We start from the raw sequence: 15,144 nt of genomic DNA, 5'->3' as shown, positions 1-15,144 counted from the left end.
CGTTGATAGGTCAGGTGTGTAAGCGCAGTAATGCGTTCAGCTAACTGATACTAATTGCCCGTAAGGCTTGATCCTATAACAAGTCTGCCTTGTAGATCGGCGCCGTGCGACAGCACCGGCCGCAAGATCCAGAGCGACAAGTTGGATTCTCGTGTGTGATACACACAACTCAAAATTACTGCTTCTTCCAAGATTGGTTCTGTTGGCCACGCCAGCAGGACAACCCTCTTTGCCTGATGACCATAGCGAGTCGGTCCCACCCCTTCCCATCCCGAACAGGACCGTGAAACGACTCTACGCCGATGATAGTGCGGATTCCCGTGTGAAAGTAGGTAATCGTCAGGCTCCCTAAGCCAGAAACCCCCGCCCGAAAGGCGGGGGTTTTTGCATTTCGGCGACGGAAATGCGCGAGTGATCGGGATTTGTGGCCTGGCTGCTACTCGAGCTGGGGCCGGGGGTGCCGATTCTCCATGACTCCCAGGTGCACCCAATCGCAACGCCTGGTTTTCCGAAGTGACCGATATCATTCGCGATCCCTTGATCTCTTGGTCGTATCTCCGATCAAAACCGCAACTCCCTCCTCTCCGTGTACCGATTAGCGACGTCGTGCACGATCTGCCTTCCATCGTCGACAACGCATATCGGACGGGCCATACAAGCCTCCCTCGCAGATGACGCGTGGTGCAACCGAAACTATCCCGGCTTCCTCGAATCGATTTTTGGTCAGATAACCCTGAATCCGAACGAAATGAACGCTTTATTCGGCGTGTCCACGTAAAATTTCCGAATCCCCATCTATGCACTCAAAACGATGAACGCCGCGATTCAGGTAGCCCGGGCCGTTTGCCCGCACGATTGTCCGGACACGTGCGCAATGCGCGTGACCGTCGAAAACGGCAGGGCGATCAAGGTCACGGGCGATCCTGACCATCCGCCGACGCAAGGCGTGTTGTGCACGAAAGTCAGCCGATACGCCAATCGCGTTCATCATCCCGATCGCCTCACCGTTCCGCTCAAGCGCATCGGCGCCAAAGGGGAAGGGCATTTCGTACCGATCAGCTGGGACGAGGCGTTCGACGAGATCGGCCGTCGTCTCGGTGAAATCGCGGCGCGCGCACCGGAAGCGATCGTGCCGTACAGCTATGCGGGGACGATGGGGCTCGTGCAAGGGGAGGGCATCGCCCAGCGGTTCTTCCACAAACTGGGCGCCTCGCGGCTCGAGCGCACGATCTGCGCGGCGGCCGGTGCTGCGGGGTTACGGTACACATATGGCGGCAGTCTCGGTATGCATCTCGAGCATTTCGAGGAAAGCGAACTGATTCTGATATGGGGAGCGAACCCGATCGCGTCGAGTCTGCATTTCTGGACGCGTGCGCAGGAAGCGAAGCGCCGAGGCGCCCGTCTTGTCGCCATCGATCCGTACCGTTCGCTGACAGCGGAGAAGTGTCATCAGCATATTGCGTTGAAACCGGGTACCGATGGCGCGTTCGCACTCGGCATGATGCACGTGCTGATTACCGAAGACCTGCTCGATCATGACTACATCGCCAACCATACGCTCGGTTTCGACGCACTCAAGGAACGGGCGATGTCCTATCCGCCGGATCGTGTCGCGCAGATTTGCGGCATCGACGCGTCGGAGTTGATCGATCTTGCGCGTCGTTACGGCGCTACCCGGAAGGCATCGATCCGCCTGAACTATGGCATGCAGCGCGTCCGCGGCGGTGGCAACGCGGTACGGGCGATCGCAAGTCTGCCGGCGCTGACGGGTGCATGGCGCGATCGGGCCGGTGGGTTGTTGCTCTCGTCTTCGGAATCCGCGCCGGTCAACCAGGCTGCGCTGCTGCGCCCGGACTTGATGCCGGGCTGGCCGCACAAACTGCCGCGCATCATCAACATGAACGCGATCGGCGACGCGCTGTTGCACCCGGGCGATGCCACCTTCGGACCGAAGGTCGAAGCGGTGATCGTGTACAACTCGAATCCGGTGGCGGTCGCGCCGGATTCCTCGAAAGTCGCGGCGGGGTTCGCGCGTGACGATCTGTTCACGGTGGTTCTTGAGCATTTCAAGACAGATACCGCCGATTTCGCCGACATTGTGCTGCCGGCAACCACGCAGCTCGAGCATCTGGACATTCACAAATCGTATGGCCACACCTACGTGATGGCGAACCTGCCGTCGATTCCTCCGGTGGGAAACGCGCGGCCGAACACGGAGATCTTCCGCGGGATCGCGCGCAGCATGGGGTTGGACGAGCCCGCGCTCTATCACAGCGACGAAGAGATCGCGCGCGTGGCCCTCCGCTGGGACGATCCGGCACTCGACAGCGACTGGGACACGCTGAAGCGCGACGGCTGGTTGAAACTCAAGCTGCCGGAGGCGCCGTTCGCGAACGGCGGTTTCCGTACACCGTCCGGCAAGTGCGAGTTCTACAGCCCGCGGCTCGAGCAGATGGGCGTGGACCCTGTGCCCGACTACCTGCCGCCGTTCGAATCGGCCGAGGCGGCACCCGAACTCGCCGCGCGCTATCCGCTCGCGATGATTTCGCCGCCGGCCCGTCACTTCCTGAACAGCACGTTCGTGAACGTCGACAGCCTGCGTCATACCGAAGGCGAACCGCATCTCGACATTCACCCGTCGGATGCCGATGCACGGGGCATCGCGGAGGGCGATCTCGTTCGCATCTTCAACGACCGCGGCTCGATGCAGGCGCTCGCCAGAATTACCGATCGCGCACGTGCAGGGCTCGTCGTCGGGTTGTCGATCTGGTGGAAGAAGCTGTCTCCGGACGGCAGGAACGCGAACGAGGTGACGAGCCAGGCGCTCACCGATCTCGGCAATTCGGCGACGTTTTACGATTGCCTTGTGGAAGTTGAACGCATTTGACCGAATATCACCGTATCATCCGACGAATCTCCACGGAAGTTCGAAGTGGACATCTAACCCTGTTGTATCGGGACGGGCGAGCCGTTACGATGCGTTTTAGCACGATCATTCGAAAATCCGTGAGGAGACGCGCAGTATGAACAAAATTTGGCTGAAATCGTACCCACCCGGCGTTCCAGCCGAAATTGACGCGTCTCCGTATCCCTCTGTTCCAGACCTGCTCGACGAAAGCTTCCGCCAGTACCGCGACCGCACGGCGTTCGTCTGCATGGGCAAGGGCATTACGTACGGCGAACTCGACAAGCTGTCGCGCCAGTTCGGCGCCTGGCTGCAATCGCGCGGTCTTGCGCGCGGGGCGCGCGTTGCGATCATGATGCCGAACGTGCTGCAGTACCCGGTGGCGATCGCCGCGGTACTGCGCGCAGGCTACGCCGTCGTCAACGTCAATCCGCTCTACACGCCACGCGAGCTCGAACATCAGCTGAAGGACAGCGGCGCGGAGGCGATTGTCATCCTCGAGAATTTCGCGTCGACGCTGCAGGCTGTCATCGCGAATACGAGCGTCAAGCACGTCGTCGTCGCGTCGATGGGCGATCTGCTGGGCATCAAGGGATGGCTCGTCAACTACGTCGTGCGCAACGTGAAGAAGATGGTGCCGGCCTGGCAACTGCCGTCGTTCACGCGCTTCAAGGCCGCGCTGTCGGAAGGCGCGCGGCAGGCATTCAAGGCCCAGAAGATCGGCCCTGATGACGTCGCGTTCCTGCAATACACGGGCGGGACGACGGGCGTGGCAAAGGGGGCGACGCTGCTGCACCGGAACATCGTGTCGAACGTGCTGCAGGCCGGCGCCTGGCATCATCCGGCTCACGAGAAGTTTCCGGAGGTGAAACAGTTCGTGACCGTTGTCGCGCTGCCGCTGTATCACGTGTTCGCGCTGACCGTCTGCGGTTTCCTGACGATGCGCACCGGGGGCATGGGCATCCTGATCCCGAACCCGCGCGACATCGCCGGCATGATCAAGGAGCTGAAGGGCTACCAGATCTCGACGATCCCGGCGGTCAACACGCTGTATAACGCACTGCTGAACCACCCCGAATTCAATCAGCTCGACCTGTCGAAGCTCGTGATCGCCAACGGCGGCGGCATGGCGATCCAGGAAGGCGTCGCGAAACGCTGGTATGAAAAGACCCATACGGCGATCATCGAAGGATACGGGCTGTCCGAAACGTCGCCGGTCGCGACCTGCAACCCGGTGACGGCGACCGAATACAGCGGGACGATTGGCCTGCCGCTGCCGTCGACCGAAGTGGCGATTCGCGACGATGCCGGCAACGACGTCGCGCTCGGCGAACCCGGCGAGATTTGCATCCGCGGGCCGCAGGTGATGGCCGGCTACTGGAACCGACCGGACGAGACCGCGAAGGTCATGTTCGCGGACGGCTTCTTCAAGACGGGCGACGTCGGCGTGATGGATGCACGGGGTTACGTGAAGATCGTCGACCGGAAGAAGGACATGATTCTCGTATCGGGCTTCAACGTGTACCCGAACGAAGTCGAGGACGTGGTGGCGTCGCATCCGGGCGTGTTCGAGGTGGCGGCGGTCGGCGTGCCCGACGAGCATTCCGGCGAAGCCGTGAAGCTGTTCATCGTGAAGAAGGACCCGGCGCTCACCGACAAGGACATCCTCGCCTACTGCAAGGAGCGCCTCACTGGCTACAAGCGGCCGAAGCTGGTCGAGTTCCGTACGGAGCTGCCGAAAACGAACGTCGGCAAGATCCTGCGGCGCGAATTGCGCGACGGACGCGCGTAACGTCGCGGTCGATCGAAGGGAAAGGCCCGGCACATGCCGGGCCTTTTTGTTTGCAGCGCGGCCCCGAGGAGGTTTGTCTCCGAACGAGATTGCCTCCGGAATGGGCTTGCGGCGGCGGCCGTGCGTTTCGATGGCTGCAGAGGCAAGCGGCATGGCCCCCAACGACGAGCGCGCAACGCCCGGCGCGATTCGCCGCGCTCCGGCTTTGCGGTTCTGCCCCGCAAAAGAAAAAGGCGCCCGGAGGCGCCTTCAATATGCTGCGGCTTGTCAGGCAAGCTGATTAGAACTTGTGACGGATGCCGACGCGTGCCGCGACCTGGTTGCTGGTGCTCGAACCGGCGAGACCGTTGATCGACGCGGTTGCCTTGATCACGTCGCCGTTCGCGTCGAGCACGTTGCCCGATGCGTGCTGGTACACGCCGATCGCGTAGACGTCGGTGCGCTTCGACAGGAAGTAGTCGACGCCCAGCGAGCCTTGGTGGTACTTGGCTGCCGAGTTGCCGTCGATCTTGCTGCCTTGCGTGTAGTCGTACGCCGCGCCGAGAATCAGCGCCGGGGTCAGCTGATACTTGAAGTTGATTTCGCCGTTGTTGAACGTCGCGGTCTGGTTCACGAACGGGCCTGCCGAGAAGCCCTTGAACTTCGTGTTCGAGTACGTCGCGCCGATCGTTGCTGCACCGAACGTGTATGCGCCGCCTGCACCGATGACCTGGTACGTGTTCGCGTTGTTCGCGTACGCACCATAGATCGGCGACGAGACCGACGAGGACGCGGAACCGTTGTTGAACATGCCGCCGAACTGGTTCGGCGTACGTGCGTTCAAGTAACCGACGCCCAAGACCAGCGGGCCGTTGTTGTAGCCTGCGCCGAGCGACCAGACCTGGTTCTTCGAGAACTGGCCTGCCTGACCGCCGAAGCTGTACAGGCCGCCGAACGAGAAGCCGCCATAGGTCTGGCTCGTGAACTTGACCGCGTTGTTCACGCGATAGGCGTTGTTGAAGTTGTCGAGGTCGCCCGGGTGAGCGGCGATGTAGCCGCCCCACTGGTCGCCTGCCTCGAGCGGGCCGACGAAGTCGACGACGGAGTCGTATTGACGACCCAGCGTGACCGTACCGTACTGGCTCGACAGGCCGACGTAGGCCTGACGACCGAACATCAGGCCGCCCTGACCGAGCTTGCCGCTGTTCACGTCGAAACCGTTTTCGAGGGTGAAGATCGCCTTCAGGCCGCCACCGAGGTCTTCGGTGCCGCGCAGGCCGAAGCGGCTGCCTTGCATCACGCCGCTGGCCATGCTGTACAGGTGCTTGCCGCCCGCATTGTTGTTGAAGAGCAGGCCTTCATCGATGATGCCGTAAAGCGTCACGCTGCTTTGCGCATGGGCAGCGCCAGCGAACGCGCCCAGCGCGACGAGCGCGAGAAGCGACTTTTTCATTAACGGATCTCCAAAAATCACTGAATTTTTCTGGCGGGGCGGATAGTTATGTTCTGTTGACGGGCCCCATCAACTTCGCAAGAAGTCGCACGTAATGTAGCAAAACCGGTTTTTGCCACAAAGCGAAATGCCGCAGCTCAAGGCCGCCATGTTTCCTTTATGCAACAATGGTTAAAATCACGGGTTAACCGCAATTTCCGCTGAATAATCAAGTCGGTTACGCAGCGGACTCGTGCCCTTGCCGCTCGCGGCGGCACATGCAGCCAGGAGAACAGGATGGTGTTTGATGAACTGATCAGCGAATTCGATCGCGGCCTGCGGTCGCTGACGGGCATTAGCCGGATGAGCCGGCCGGTGCCCGCGCCGGCCGAGGCGCCCGCCGTCGAACTGACGCCCGCGGAGCGTACGCATGCCGCCGGGCTGATGCGCGTGAACCACGTCGGCGAGGTCTGCGCTCAGGCGCTGTACCAGGCGCAGAAGCTCACCGCGCGCACGGCATCCGCGAAGGCGATGTTCGAGGAAGCCGCGCGCGAGGAGGAGGATCACCTCGCGTGGACCGCGCACCGCCTGAAAGAGCTCGACTCGCGCCCGAGCCTGTTGAACCCGCTCTGGTATGCGGGTTCGCTCGCGATCGGCGTGGCGGCTGGCGCGCTCGGCGACAAGGTCAGTCTCGGCTTCATGGCAGAGACCGAACGGCAGGTCGAGAGCCATCTCGAAGGCCATATGTCCGAGTTGCCGGCGGCCGATACCGCGTCGCGCGCGATCGTCGACCAGATGCGTATCGACGAGGTGAAGCACGGCAAGGCCGCCGCCGACGCAGGCGGGATCGAACTTCCGCTGCCCGCGCGAATGCTGATGCGCGCCGCGTCGAAAGTCATGACGAGCACTGCGTACTATCTGTGAGATTCGCACCGGGGCGATGCGTGACGTCGCCCCGGCTCCCCGCCGCTGATACCGCCCGTTTATTCCTCGTTTTCCCGCCCCCGAAAGCCCCGTCCGCACACCCGTCTGGCCCGTCTTTCTCACGTATCACCTTCACAAGTTGCACTAGCTCATTCATTTATAACGGTTTTTGGAATGAGGGGCAGCATGAGCATGTGCGCGTAAGTCCTTGTTCTAACTAACAAAATTCGTCAAAAAAGCGGGCCGCTCCCTTGACCGTGCCACACCCTTCCTCTAAAGTGGGAGACAGTGTGAGAAAGTGTATTTTTGTGTGATTTGGCGGGCTATTCCGGCTAAATTCTCAGCATTGAGCGGGTGCTTCGGTGCCCTGAACGGGAGAGCGGAAAGTGTTCCAAGGGGCGTCGGCGCTGACGCTCGATGCGAAAGGGCGGATGTCGGTGCCGGCTCGCTATCGCGAAGCGCTGCAAGGACAGGCAGAAGGACGGGTGACTGTGACCAAGCACCCGGACGGCTGCCTGTTGCTGTTTCCGCGCCCCGAATGGGAAGTATTCCGCGCCAAGATCGCCGCGCTGCCGATGGACGCGCACTGGTGGCGGCGCATTTTTCTCGGCAATGCGATGGACGTCGATCTCGACAGCGCCGGCCGGATTCTTGTATCGCCCGAGCTGCGCATGGCAGCTGGACTGGAAAAGGAAGTCATGTTGTTGGGAATGGGTAGTCACTTCGAGCTGTGGGATTCGCAGACCTACAACGCGAAGGAGCAGGCGGCGATGGCGCAGGGCATGCCCGACGCGCTGAAGAATTTCACGTTCTGATTGCGGTGACGGAGACGCCCGCGATGGGAAACGAATTGCGGCATCGGACGGTGCTGTTGGATGAAGCGGTCGAGTCGCTCGTGACGCGGCCGGACGGCGTTTATGTCGACGGCACGTTCGGGCGCGGCGGTCATAGCCGTGCGGTGCTCGCGCGGCTGGGGCCGGTCGGGCGGCTGATTGCGTTCGACAAGGACCCGCGAGCGATCGAGACGGCGCAAGGCATCGAGGATGCGCGCTTCTCGATCGTGCATGACAGCTTTGCATCGATGTGCGACGCGCTTGCGGCGCGCGGCGTCGAGAAGGTGTCGGGTGTGTTGCTGGACCTGGGCGTGTCCTCGCCGCAGGTGGACGATCCGGCGCGCGGCTTCAGCTTCCGCGCCGATGGCCCGCTGGACATGCGGATGGATCCGACGCGCGGCGAGTCGGCGGCGGAATGGCTCGCACGGGCTTCGGTGCAGGAATTGACGGAGGTGATACGGGATTATGGGGAAGAACGGTTTGCTTTTCAGATTGCAAAGGCGCTTGTTGCTCGCCGGGCAGAGTCCGACCGTCTTGGGCCTCTCGACACCACGGGCGAGCTTGCCCAAATCGTGGGTCACGTCGTCAAAACCCGTGAGAAGGGCAAGGATCCGGCAACCCGCACCTTTCAGGCTATACGGATTCACGTCAATCAAGAGCTTGCGGACCTGCAAGTCGTACTAGACGCGGCACTGTCGTTGCTGGAGCAAGGGGGGCGGCTGGTGGTCATCAGCTTTCATTCACTCGAGGACCGGATCGTCAAGCGATTCATGCAGGCGCACGCGAGTGCGCCTGCGGTCGATCGTCGCCTGCCGATCCGCGCCGTCGACCTCCCGAGCCCGCCGCTCAAGATCATCAGCCGCCAGTTTCCGAGTGAAGCGGAAGTCGCCGCGAACCCGCGCGCCCGCTCGGCCGTGATGCGCATTGCGGAGCGCGTCACGCCATGAGCCGCTTCAATATCTTCCTGCTGATCATCGTGATGGGCTGCGCGCTGTCGGTCGTCAATTCGACGAACCAGCAGCGCCAGATCTTCATCCAGCTGCAGCGCGCGCAGTCGCAGGAGCGTCAGCTCCAGCAGGACTACGCGCAGCTTCAATATCAGCAGAGCGCGCTGTCGAAGACGTCGCGTATCGAGCAGCTTGCGAACGATTCGCTGAAGATGCAGCCGATCTCGACCGGCCGCACGCAATACCTGACGCTGCCGCCGGGCGCGGCGAAGGCGATCGATGCACCGATCCCGGCATCGGCGGACACGGCCGGCAAGGGCAAGGGAGGCGCGCGATGAAGCCGTCCCAGAAGCGCCAGAACGTGAAGTTCTCGTCGAGCCCGGTGCTGGGCGTGCATCTGCCGATGTGGCGCTCGAAGCTCGTCGTGTTCCTGCTGTTCATGGCGTTCGTCGCGCTGGCCGCGCGCGCGTTCTGGATCCAGGGGCCCGGCAACGCGTTCTACCAGAAGCAGGGCGAAAGCCGCTACCAGCGCACGCTCGAACTGCCGGCGACGCGCGGCAAGATCCTCGACCGTAACGGGCTCGTGCTCGCGACGAGCCTGCCCGTGCGTGCGATCTGGGCGATTCCCGACGCGGTGCCGGACGATCTCGATGCCGACAAGGTCAACCAGCTCGGCAAGCTCCTCGGCATGACGTCGAAGGAACTGCGCGTGAAGCTGTCGGAAGACAAGGGTTTCGTCTACGTGAAGCGCCAGGTGCCGATCGACGTCGCGGACAAGGTTGCCGCCCTCGACATTCCCGGTATCTATCAGCGCAACGAGTACAAGCGCTTCTATCCGGAAGGCGAGATCACCGCTCACCTGATCGGCTTCACGAACGTCGAGGACGAAGGGCAGGAGGGCGTCGAGCTCGGCGACCAGAAGATGCTGTCCGGCACGTCGGGCGTGCGTCGCGTGATCAAGGACCGGCTGGGGCACATCGTCGAGGACGTCGCCGAGCAGATCCCGCCGCACAACGGCACCGACGTCGACCTGTCGATCGACAGCAAGATCCAGTACATCGCGTACGCGAACCTGAAGGCTGCCGTCGAGAAGTTCAAGGCGAAGGCCGGCGCGGCGATGGTCGTCGACGTGCGCACCGGCGAGGTGCTTGCGCTCGTCAATTACCCGACGTACAACCCGAACGACCGCTCGCGCATGACGGGCGAGCAGTTGCGCAACCGGATCATGACCGACGTGTTCGAGCCGGGCTCGATCATGAAGCCGTTTACGGTGTCGCTCGCGCTCGACCTGCATCGCGTGACGCCGAACACGCTCGTCGAGACGGGCAACGGGCATTTCGTGCTCGACGGCGCACCGATCACCGACGACGCGGGTTTCGGCACGCTGACGGTCGGCGGCGTGATCCAGAAGTCGAGCAACATCGGCGCGACGAAGATCGCGATGACGATGCGGCCCGAGGAAATGTGGAATATGTATACGAGCATCGGCCTCGGCCAGGCGCCGAAGGTCGGGTTCCCGGGCGCGGTGGCCGGCCGCCTGCGTCCGTGGAAGAGCTGGCGTCGCATCGAGCAGGCGACGATGTCGTACGGCTACGGCCTGTCGGTGTCGCTGTTCCAGCTTGCGCGCGCGTACACGGCGATCGCGCATGACGGCGAGCTGATGCCCGTGACCATTTTCAAGACCGACCCCAATCAGCCGGTCGTGGGCACGCAGGTATTCAACCCGACCACCGCGCGCGAAGTGCGCGCGATGCTCGAAACGGTGGTGGCGCCGGGCGGCACGTCGCCCGATGCGGCCGTGCCGGGCTATCGCGTCGGCGGCAAGAGCGGTACCGCGTACAAGCATGAGGGGCACGGCTACACGCGCAAGTACCGCGCGTCGTTCGTCGGGATGGCGCCGATGCCGAATCCGCGCATTGTCGTCGCGGTGTCGGTCGACGAGCCGACCGCCGGCAGCCACTTCGGCGGCCAGGTGTCCGGCCCCGTATTCTCGGCGATCGCCGGCGACACGATGCGTGCGCTGAACGTGCCGCCGAACATGCCGATCAAGCAACTCGTCGTGTCTGACGATTCGCCGGCAGCACCTTCCGCAGCGGGGCCGCAAAAGCTGGCCGCAGGTGGCGGTGCGAAGCATATGATCGTGTCCAGCACGACGCGTAATTCACCAGGAGTTGTTCGATGAGCGCCGCTCGCAGTTCCCATCCGGCGCATCAGCAGATCGCAGCCGCGCTTGCGTGGCTGCATCAGCATGTGGCCCCCGCAGCGCAACTGCATGCCGACACGCGCAGCCTCAAGGCCGGCGACGTGTTTTTTGCCTATGCGGTTGACGGGGCCGACAACCGCGCTTTCATTGTCGATGCCGTCGCGCGCGGTGCGGCCGCCGTACTGTATCAGCCGGAAGGGCTGGCCGCGGCGCCGGCGGTGCCCGTTGCACTGGCCGTGCCGGCGCTCGACCAGCTCGCCGGCGAGATCGCCAGCGGCTGGTACGGCAATCCGAGCGACAGCCTGCTTGCGGTGGGCGTGACCGGCACGAACGGCAAAACTTCGTGCACGCAATGGATCGCCGCCGCGCTGACGGCGCTGCACCAGCCGTGCGCGGTGATCGGCACGCTCGGCACCGGGATGCCCGGCCAGCTCGTGCCGACGGGGTTCACGACGCCCGACGCGCCGCAACTGCAGCGCAGTCTCGCGCAGTTGCGCGACGCGGGCGCGAAGGCCGTGGCGATGGAAGTGTCGTCGCACGCGCTGCACCAAGGGCGCGTGAACGGCACGGGTTTCGACATCGCGGTGTTTACGAACCTCACGCAGGATCACCTCGACTATCACGGCACGTTCGATGCGTACGAGGCCGCGAAGGCGAAGCTGTTCGCGTGGCGCGGCCTGCGCGCGGCAGTCGTCAACCGCGACGATGCAGCCGGTCGGCGCCTGCTCGAGAAGCTCGCCGGCCGGGTGCGTACGATCGCGTACGGGATCGGCGACGCACCGGCGCCTGACGCCGATCGCGAACTGGTCGCGCTCGACGTGCGCGCCACCGCGACCGGCACGGCGTTCCACCTGCGTTCGTCGTGGGGTGAAGCGGACGTCGAGGTCGGCACGCTCGGCACGTTCAACGTCAGCAACCTGCTCGCGGTGCTCGGCTCGCTGCTCGCGGCCGACCTGCCGTTCGACGCGGCGCTCGCCGAGATCGCGCGGCTCGAGTCCGTCAACGGACGGATGCAGCGGCTCGGCGGCCGGCTGCAGAACGACGAACCGCTCGTCGTGATCGACTATGCACACACGCCCGACGCGCTCGAAAAGACGCTCGACGCGCTGCGCCCGATCGCCACGGCGCGCGGCGGCCGGCTCGTCTGCATGTTCGGCTGCGGCGGCGATCGCGATGCGACGAAGCGCCCGCTGATGGGCGCGATCGCGGAGCGGCTCGCCGATGAAACCGTCGTCACGAGCGACAACCCGCGCAGCGAGGATCCGCAGCGCATCATCGACCAGATCGTCGCGGGCATGACCGCGGCCGATCACGCACGTCGTATCGAGGATCGCGCGAGCGCGATCCTGCAGGCCGTGCGCGGCGCCGCACGCGAGGATGTCGTTGTGCTGGCCGGCAAGGGCCATGAGGGCACGCAGGAAATCATGGGCAAGAAGCGTACGTTCTCCGACCAGGATCACGCGCGGCTCGCGCTGGCAGCGCGCGCGACGCACGGCAAGGGAGGCGCCGAATGACGATGCTCAGTCTCGGCGAAGTCGCTCGCCTGATTCCCGGCGCAACCGTCCACGGCGATGCGGGCGTCACGTTCGACCGCGTGTCGACGGACAGCCGCACAGTCGGCCCCGGCGACCTGTTCGTTGCACTGAAAGGCGAGCGCTTCGACGCGCACGACTTCCTTGGCGATGTCGCTGCGCGCGGTGCGGCGGCGGCGCTCGTCGCGCACGTGCCGACGGGCGTCACGATGCCGGCGATCGAAGGCGGCGAAACACGTGCCGCGCTCGGCGCACTGGCACATGGCTGGCGCAAACGATTCGCGCTGCCGCTCGTCGCGGTGACGGGCAGCAACGGCAAGACGACCGTCAAGGAAATGATCGCGTCGATCTTCGCGGCGGCGGTCGGCGCCGACGCGCGGCTCGCGACGGCCGGCAACCTGAACAACGACGTCGGCCTGCCGTTGACGCTGCTGCGCCTGTCGGCCGCACATCGTCTCGCGGTGATCGAGATCGGGATGAACCATCCGGGCGAGACCGAAGTCCTCGCGCGTCTCACGGCGCCGACGGTCGCGCTCGTCAACAACGCGCAGCGCGAGCACCAGGAATTCATGGCGACGGTCGAAGCGGTCGCGCTCGAACATGCGGCCGTGATTCACGCGCTCCCGCCGGACGGCGTTGCGGTGTTCCCGGCCGACGACGCGTATGCGGGCATCTGGCGCGTCGCGGCGACCGGCAACCGGATCCTCGATTTCGCGCTGCACGATGCCGAACGGCAGAACGACGCGCAGGTCACGGGCGGTCTTCACGGCGGCGAACTCGCGATCGATACGCCCGCGGGCGCCGTCACGGTGCGGCTGCGCGCGCTCGGCGAGCACAACGCGCGCAACGCACTGGCCGCCACGGCCGCGGCGCTGGGTGCCGGCGTCGCGCTGTCGGCGATCAAGCAGGGTCTCGAATCGTTCGAGCCGGTCAAGGGCCGGCTGCAGGTGAAGCAGGCGATCGCGGGCAGCCTCGCGGGTGCGACGGTCGTCGACGATACGTACAACGCGAATCCCGATTCGATGCGTGCCGCGATCGACGTGCTCGCCACGCAACCGGCGCCGCGCGTGCTGGTGATCGGCGACATGGGCGAGGTCGGCGACGAAGGGCCGGCTTTCCATCGCGAGGTCGGTGCATACGCGCGCGAGCGCGGGATCGACGCGCTGTTCGCGCTCGGCGACGCATCGCGAGATGCGTGCACGGCGTACGGCGACACGGCACGCCACTTCGACGACGTCGGCGCGCTCGTGGCGGCGCTGCTCGCGGCCGGTTACGGCGCGCAGGCGACGCTGCTCGTGAAGGGCTCGCGGTACATGAAGATGGAGCGCGTGGTCGACGCGCTGACGAACCAACCCGCGGCGGGCACGGCGCCCGCTGCACACTGAGTAGAAGGAAGGAAGCATGCTGCTGGCGCTGGCGCAATGGCTGCAAGGAGACGCAAGCTTTTTGCGCTTGTTCACGTACCTCACGTTCCGGGCGGTGATGGCCACCATCACCGCGCTCGGGATCGGGCTCGTGTGCGGACCGTGGGTGATCCGCAAGCTGACGCAAATGAAGGTCGGTCAGGCCGTGCGCAAGGACGGCCCGCAGACGCACCTCGTCAAGTCCGGCACGCCGACGATGGGCGGCGTGCTGATCCTGATCGGCATCGCGGTCGCGACGCTGCTGTGGGGCGACCTGACGAACCGTTTCATCTGGATCGTGATGCTCGTCACGTTCGGTTTCGGCGTGATCGGCTGGGTCGACGATTACCGCAAGGTCGTCCACAAGGACCCGCGCGGGATGTCGTCGCGCGAGAAGTATTTCTGGCAATCGGTGATCGGGCTGTTCGCGGCCGTCTACCTCGCCTTCAGCGTGTCCGAGGCGAACAACGTGCGCGTGTTCGACCTGTTCATGGCGTGGGTGAGGAGCGGCCTGTCGATGGGGCTGCCGGCACGCGCCGACCTGATGCTGCCGTTCCTGAAGTCGATCAGCTATCCGCTCGGCGTGTGGGGCTTCATCGTGCTGACGTACTTCGTGATCGTCGGCGCGAGCAACGCGGTGAACCTGACCGACGGCCTTGACGGCCTCGTGATCATGCCGGTCGTGCTGGTCGGCGCGTCGCTGGGTGTGTTCGCGTACGTGATGGGCAGTGCGGTCTATTCAAAATACCTGTTGTTCCCGCATATCCCGGGCGCGGGCGAACTGCTGATCTTCTGTTCCGCGATGGGCGGGGCAGGGCTCGCGTTCCTCTGGTACAACACGCACCCCGCGCAGGTGTTCATGGGCGACGTCGGCGCGCTGGCGCTCGGCGGCGCGCTCGGCACGGTCGCGGTGATCGTGCGCCAGGAAATCGTGCTGTTCATCATGGGCGGCATCTTCGTCGCGGAAACGCTGTCGGTGATGCTGCAGGTGTCGTGGTTCAAGTACACGAAAAAGCGCTACGGCGAAGGGCGGCGCCTGCTGAAGATGGCGCCGCTGCATCACCATTTCGAATTGTCCGGCTGGAAGGAAACGCAGGTGGTCGTGCGTTTCTGGATCATCACGCTGATGCTGTGCCTGTTCGGTCTGACCACCCTCAAGCTGCGGTAAAGGAAAGGTAACAAGGATGTCTGGCG

Annotated in this window: 11 protein-coding genes and 2 rRNA genes; 12 read left to right on the top strand and 1 reads right to left on the bottom strand. The window is 64.2% G+C overall.

Annotated features, from left to right (window positions below; translation table 11 throughout):
• From ABY44_RS19995 to ABY44_RS19980, 4 genes are all read left to right on the top strand, one after another.
• Nucleotides 1-75, top strand: a 23S ribosomal RNA gene (locus ABY44_RS19995); the annotation flags it as partial.
• Between the two features lie 157 nt (nt 76-232).
• Nucleotides 233-345, top strand: a 5S ribosomal RNA gene (rrf, locus tag ABY44_RS19990).
• Nucleotides 346-811: 466 nt separating this feature from the next.
• Complete coding sequence (locus ABY44_RS19985; RefSeq protein WP_060169870.1) at nt 812-2,887, top strand: molybdopterin-containing oxidoreductase family protein; 2,076 nt, start codon at nt 812-814, stop codon at nt 2,885-2,887.
• Nucleotides 2,888-3,023: 136 nt separating this feature from the next.
• The gene (locus ABY44_RS19980) at nt 3,024-4,697 is read left to right on the top strand and encodes a long-chain fatty acid--CoA ligase (RefSeq protein WP_027788459.1); all 1,674 of its coding nucleotides are present in this window, start codon (nt 3,024-3,026) and stop codon (nt 4,695-4,697) included.
• 280 nt (nt 4,698-4,977) lie between these two features.
• On the opposite strand, the gene ABY44_RS19975 is transcribed toward ABY44_RS19980, so the two are convergent.
• Nucleotides 4,978-6,129 (bottom strand): porin, encoded by a 1,152-nt coding sequence (locus ABY44_RS19975; protein ID WP_027788458.1) that lies wholly within the window; start codon nt 6,127-6,129, stop codon nt 4,978-4,980.
• A gap of 276 nt (nt 6,130-6,405) precedes the next feature.
• Between ABY44_RS19975 and coq7 the strand changes: the two genes are divergently transcribed.
• The 8 genes from coq7 (at nt 6,406) to mraY (ending at nt 15,118) form a co-directional block, all read left to right on the top strand.
• Nucleotides 6,406-7,032: a 2-polyprenyl-3-methyl-6-methoxy-1,4-benzoquinone monooxygenase gene (gene coq7, locus ABY44_RS19970; protein ID WP_027788457.1), complete on the top strand. Its 627-nt coding sequence runs from the start codon at nt 6,406-6,408 to the stop codon at nt 7,030-7,032.
• A gap of 386 nt (nt 7,033-7,418) precedes the next feature.
• Nucleotides 7,419-7,847 (top strand): division/cell wall cluster transcriptional repressor MraZ, encoded by a 429-nt coding sequence (gene mraZ, locus ABY44_RS19965; protein ID WP_006487094.1) that lies wholly within the window; start codon nt 7,419-7,421, stop codon nt 7,845-7,847.
• Nucleotides 7,848-7,870: 23 nt separating this feature from the next.
• Nucleotides 7,871-8,812: a 16S rRNA (cytosine(1402)-N(4))-methyltransferase RsmH gene (gene rsmH, locus ABY44_RS19960; protein ID WP_060169872.1), complete on the top strand. Its 942-nt coding sequence runs from the start codon at nt 7,871-7,873 to the stop codon at nt 8,810-8,812.
• Nucleotides 8,809-9,150: a cell division protein FtsL gene (gene ftsL, locus ABY44_RS19955; RefSeq protein ID WP_021159919.1), complete on the top strand. Its 342-nt coding sequence runs from the start codon at nt 8,809-8,811 to the stop codon at nt 9,148-9,150. Before rsmH ends, ftsL begins: the two co-directional genes overlap by 4 nt.
• Nucleotides 9,147-10,994 (top strand): peptidoglycan D,D-transpeptidase FtsI family protein, encoded by a 1,848-nt coding sequence (locus ABY44_RS19950; RefSeq protein ID WP_027788455.1) that lies wholly within the window; start codon nt 9,147-9,149, stop codon nt 10,992-10,994. Before ftsL ends, ABY44_RS19950 begins: the two co-directional genes overlap by 4 nt.
• A complete protein-coding gene (locus ABY44_RS19945; protein WP_060169874.1) occupies nt 10,991-12,529 on the top strand; it encodes a UDP-N-acetylmuramoyl-L-alanyl-D-glutamate--2,6-diaminopimelate ligase in 1,539 nt (512 codons plus the stop codon). Before ABY44_RS19950 ends, ABY44_RS19945 begins: the two co-directional genes overlap by 4 nt.
• Entirely contained in the window at nt 12,526-13,932 is a 1,407-nt protein-coding gene (locus tag ABY44_RS19940; protein ID WP_060169876.1) for a UDP-N-acetylmuramoyl-tripeptide--D-alanyl-D-alanine ligase, read from the top strand. Before ABY44_RS19945 ends, ABY44_RS19940 begins: the two co-directional genes overlap by 4 nt.
• A 16-nt stretch (nt 13,933-13,948) precedes the next feature.
• Complete coding sequence (gene mraY, locus ABY44_RS19935; RefSeq protein ID WP_006477019.1) at nt 13,949-15,118, top strand: phospho-N-acetylmuramoyl-pentapeptide-transferase; 1,170 nt, start codon at nt 13,949-13,951, stop codon at nt 15,116-15,118.
• The last annotated feature ends 26 nt before the right edge of the window (nt 15,119-15,144 follow it).

This window comes from Burkholderia sp. ZZQ-2 (assembly GCF_050768715.1).
Taxonomy (GTDB): domain Bacteria; phylum Pseudomonadota; class Gammaproteobacteria; order Burkholderiales; family Burkholderiaceae; genus Burkholderia; species Burkholderia cepacia.
This window is presented reverse-complemented; position numbering and strand designations above follow the sequence as displayed.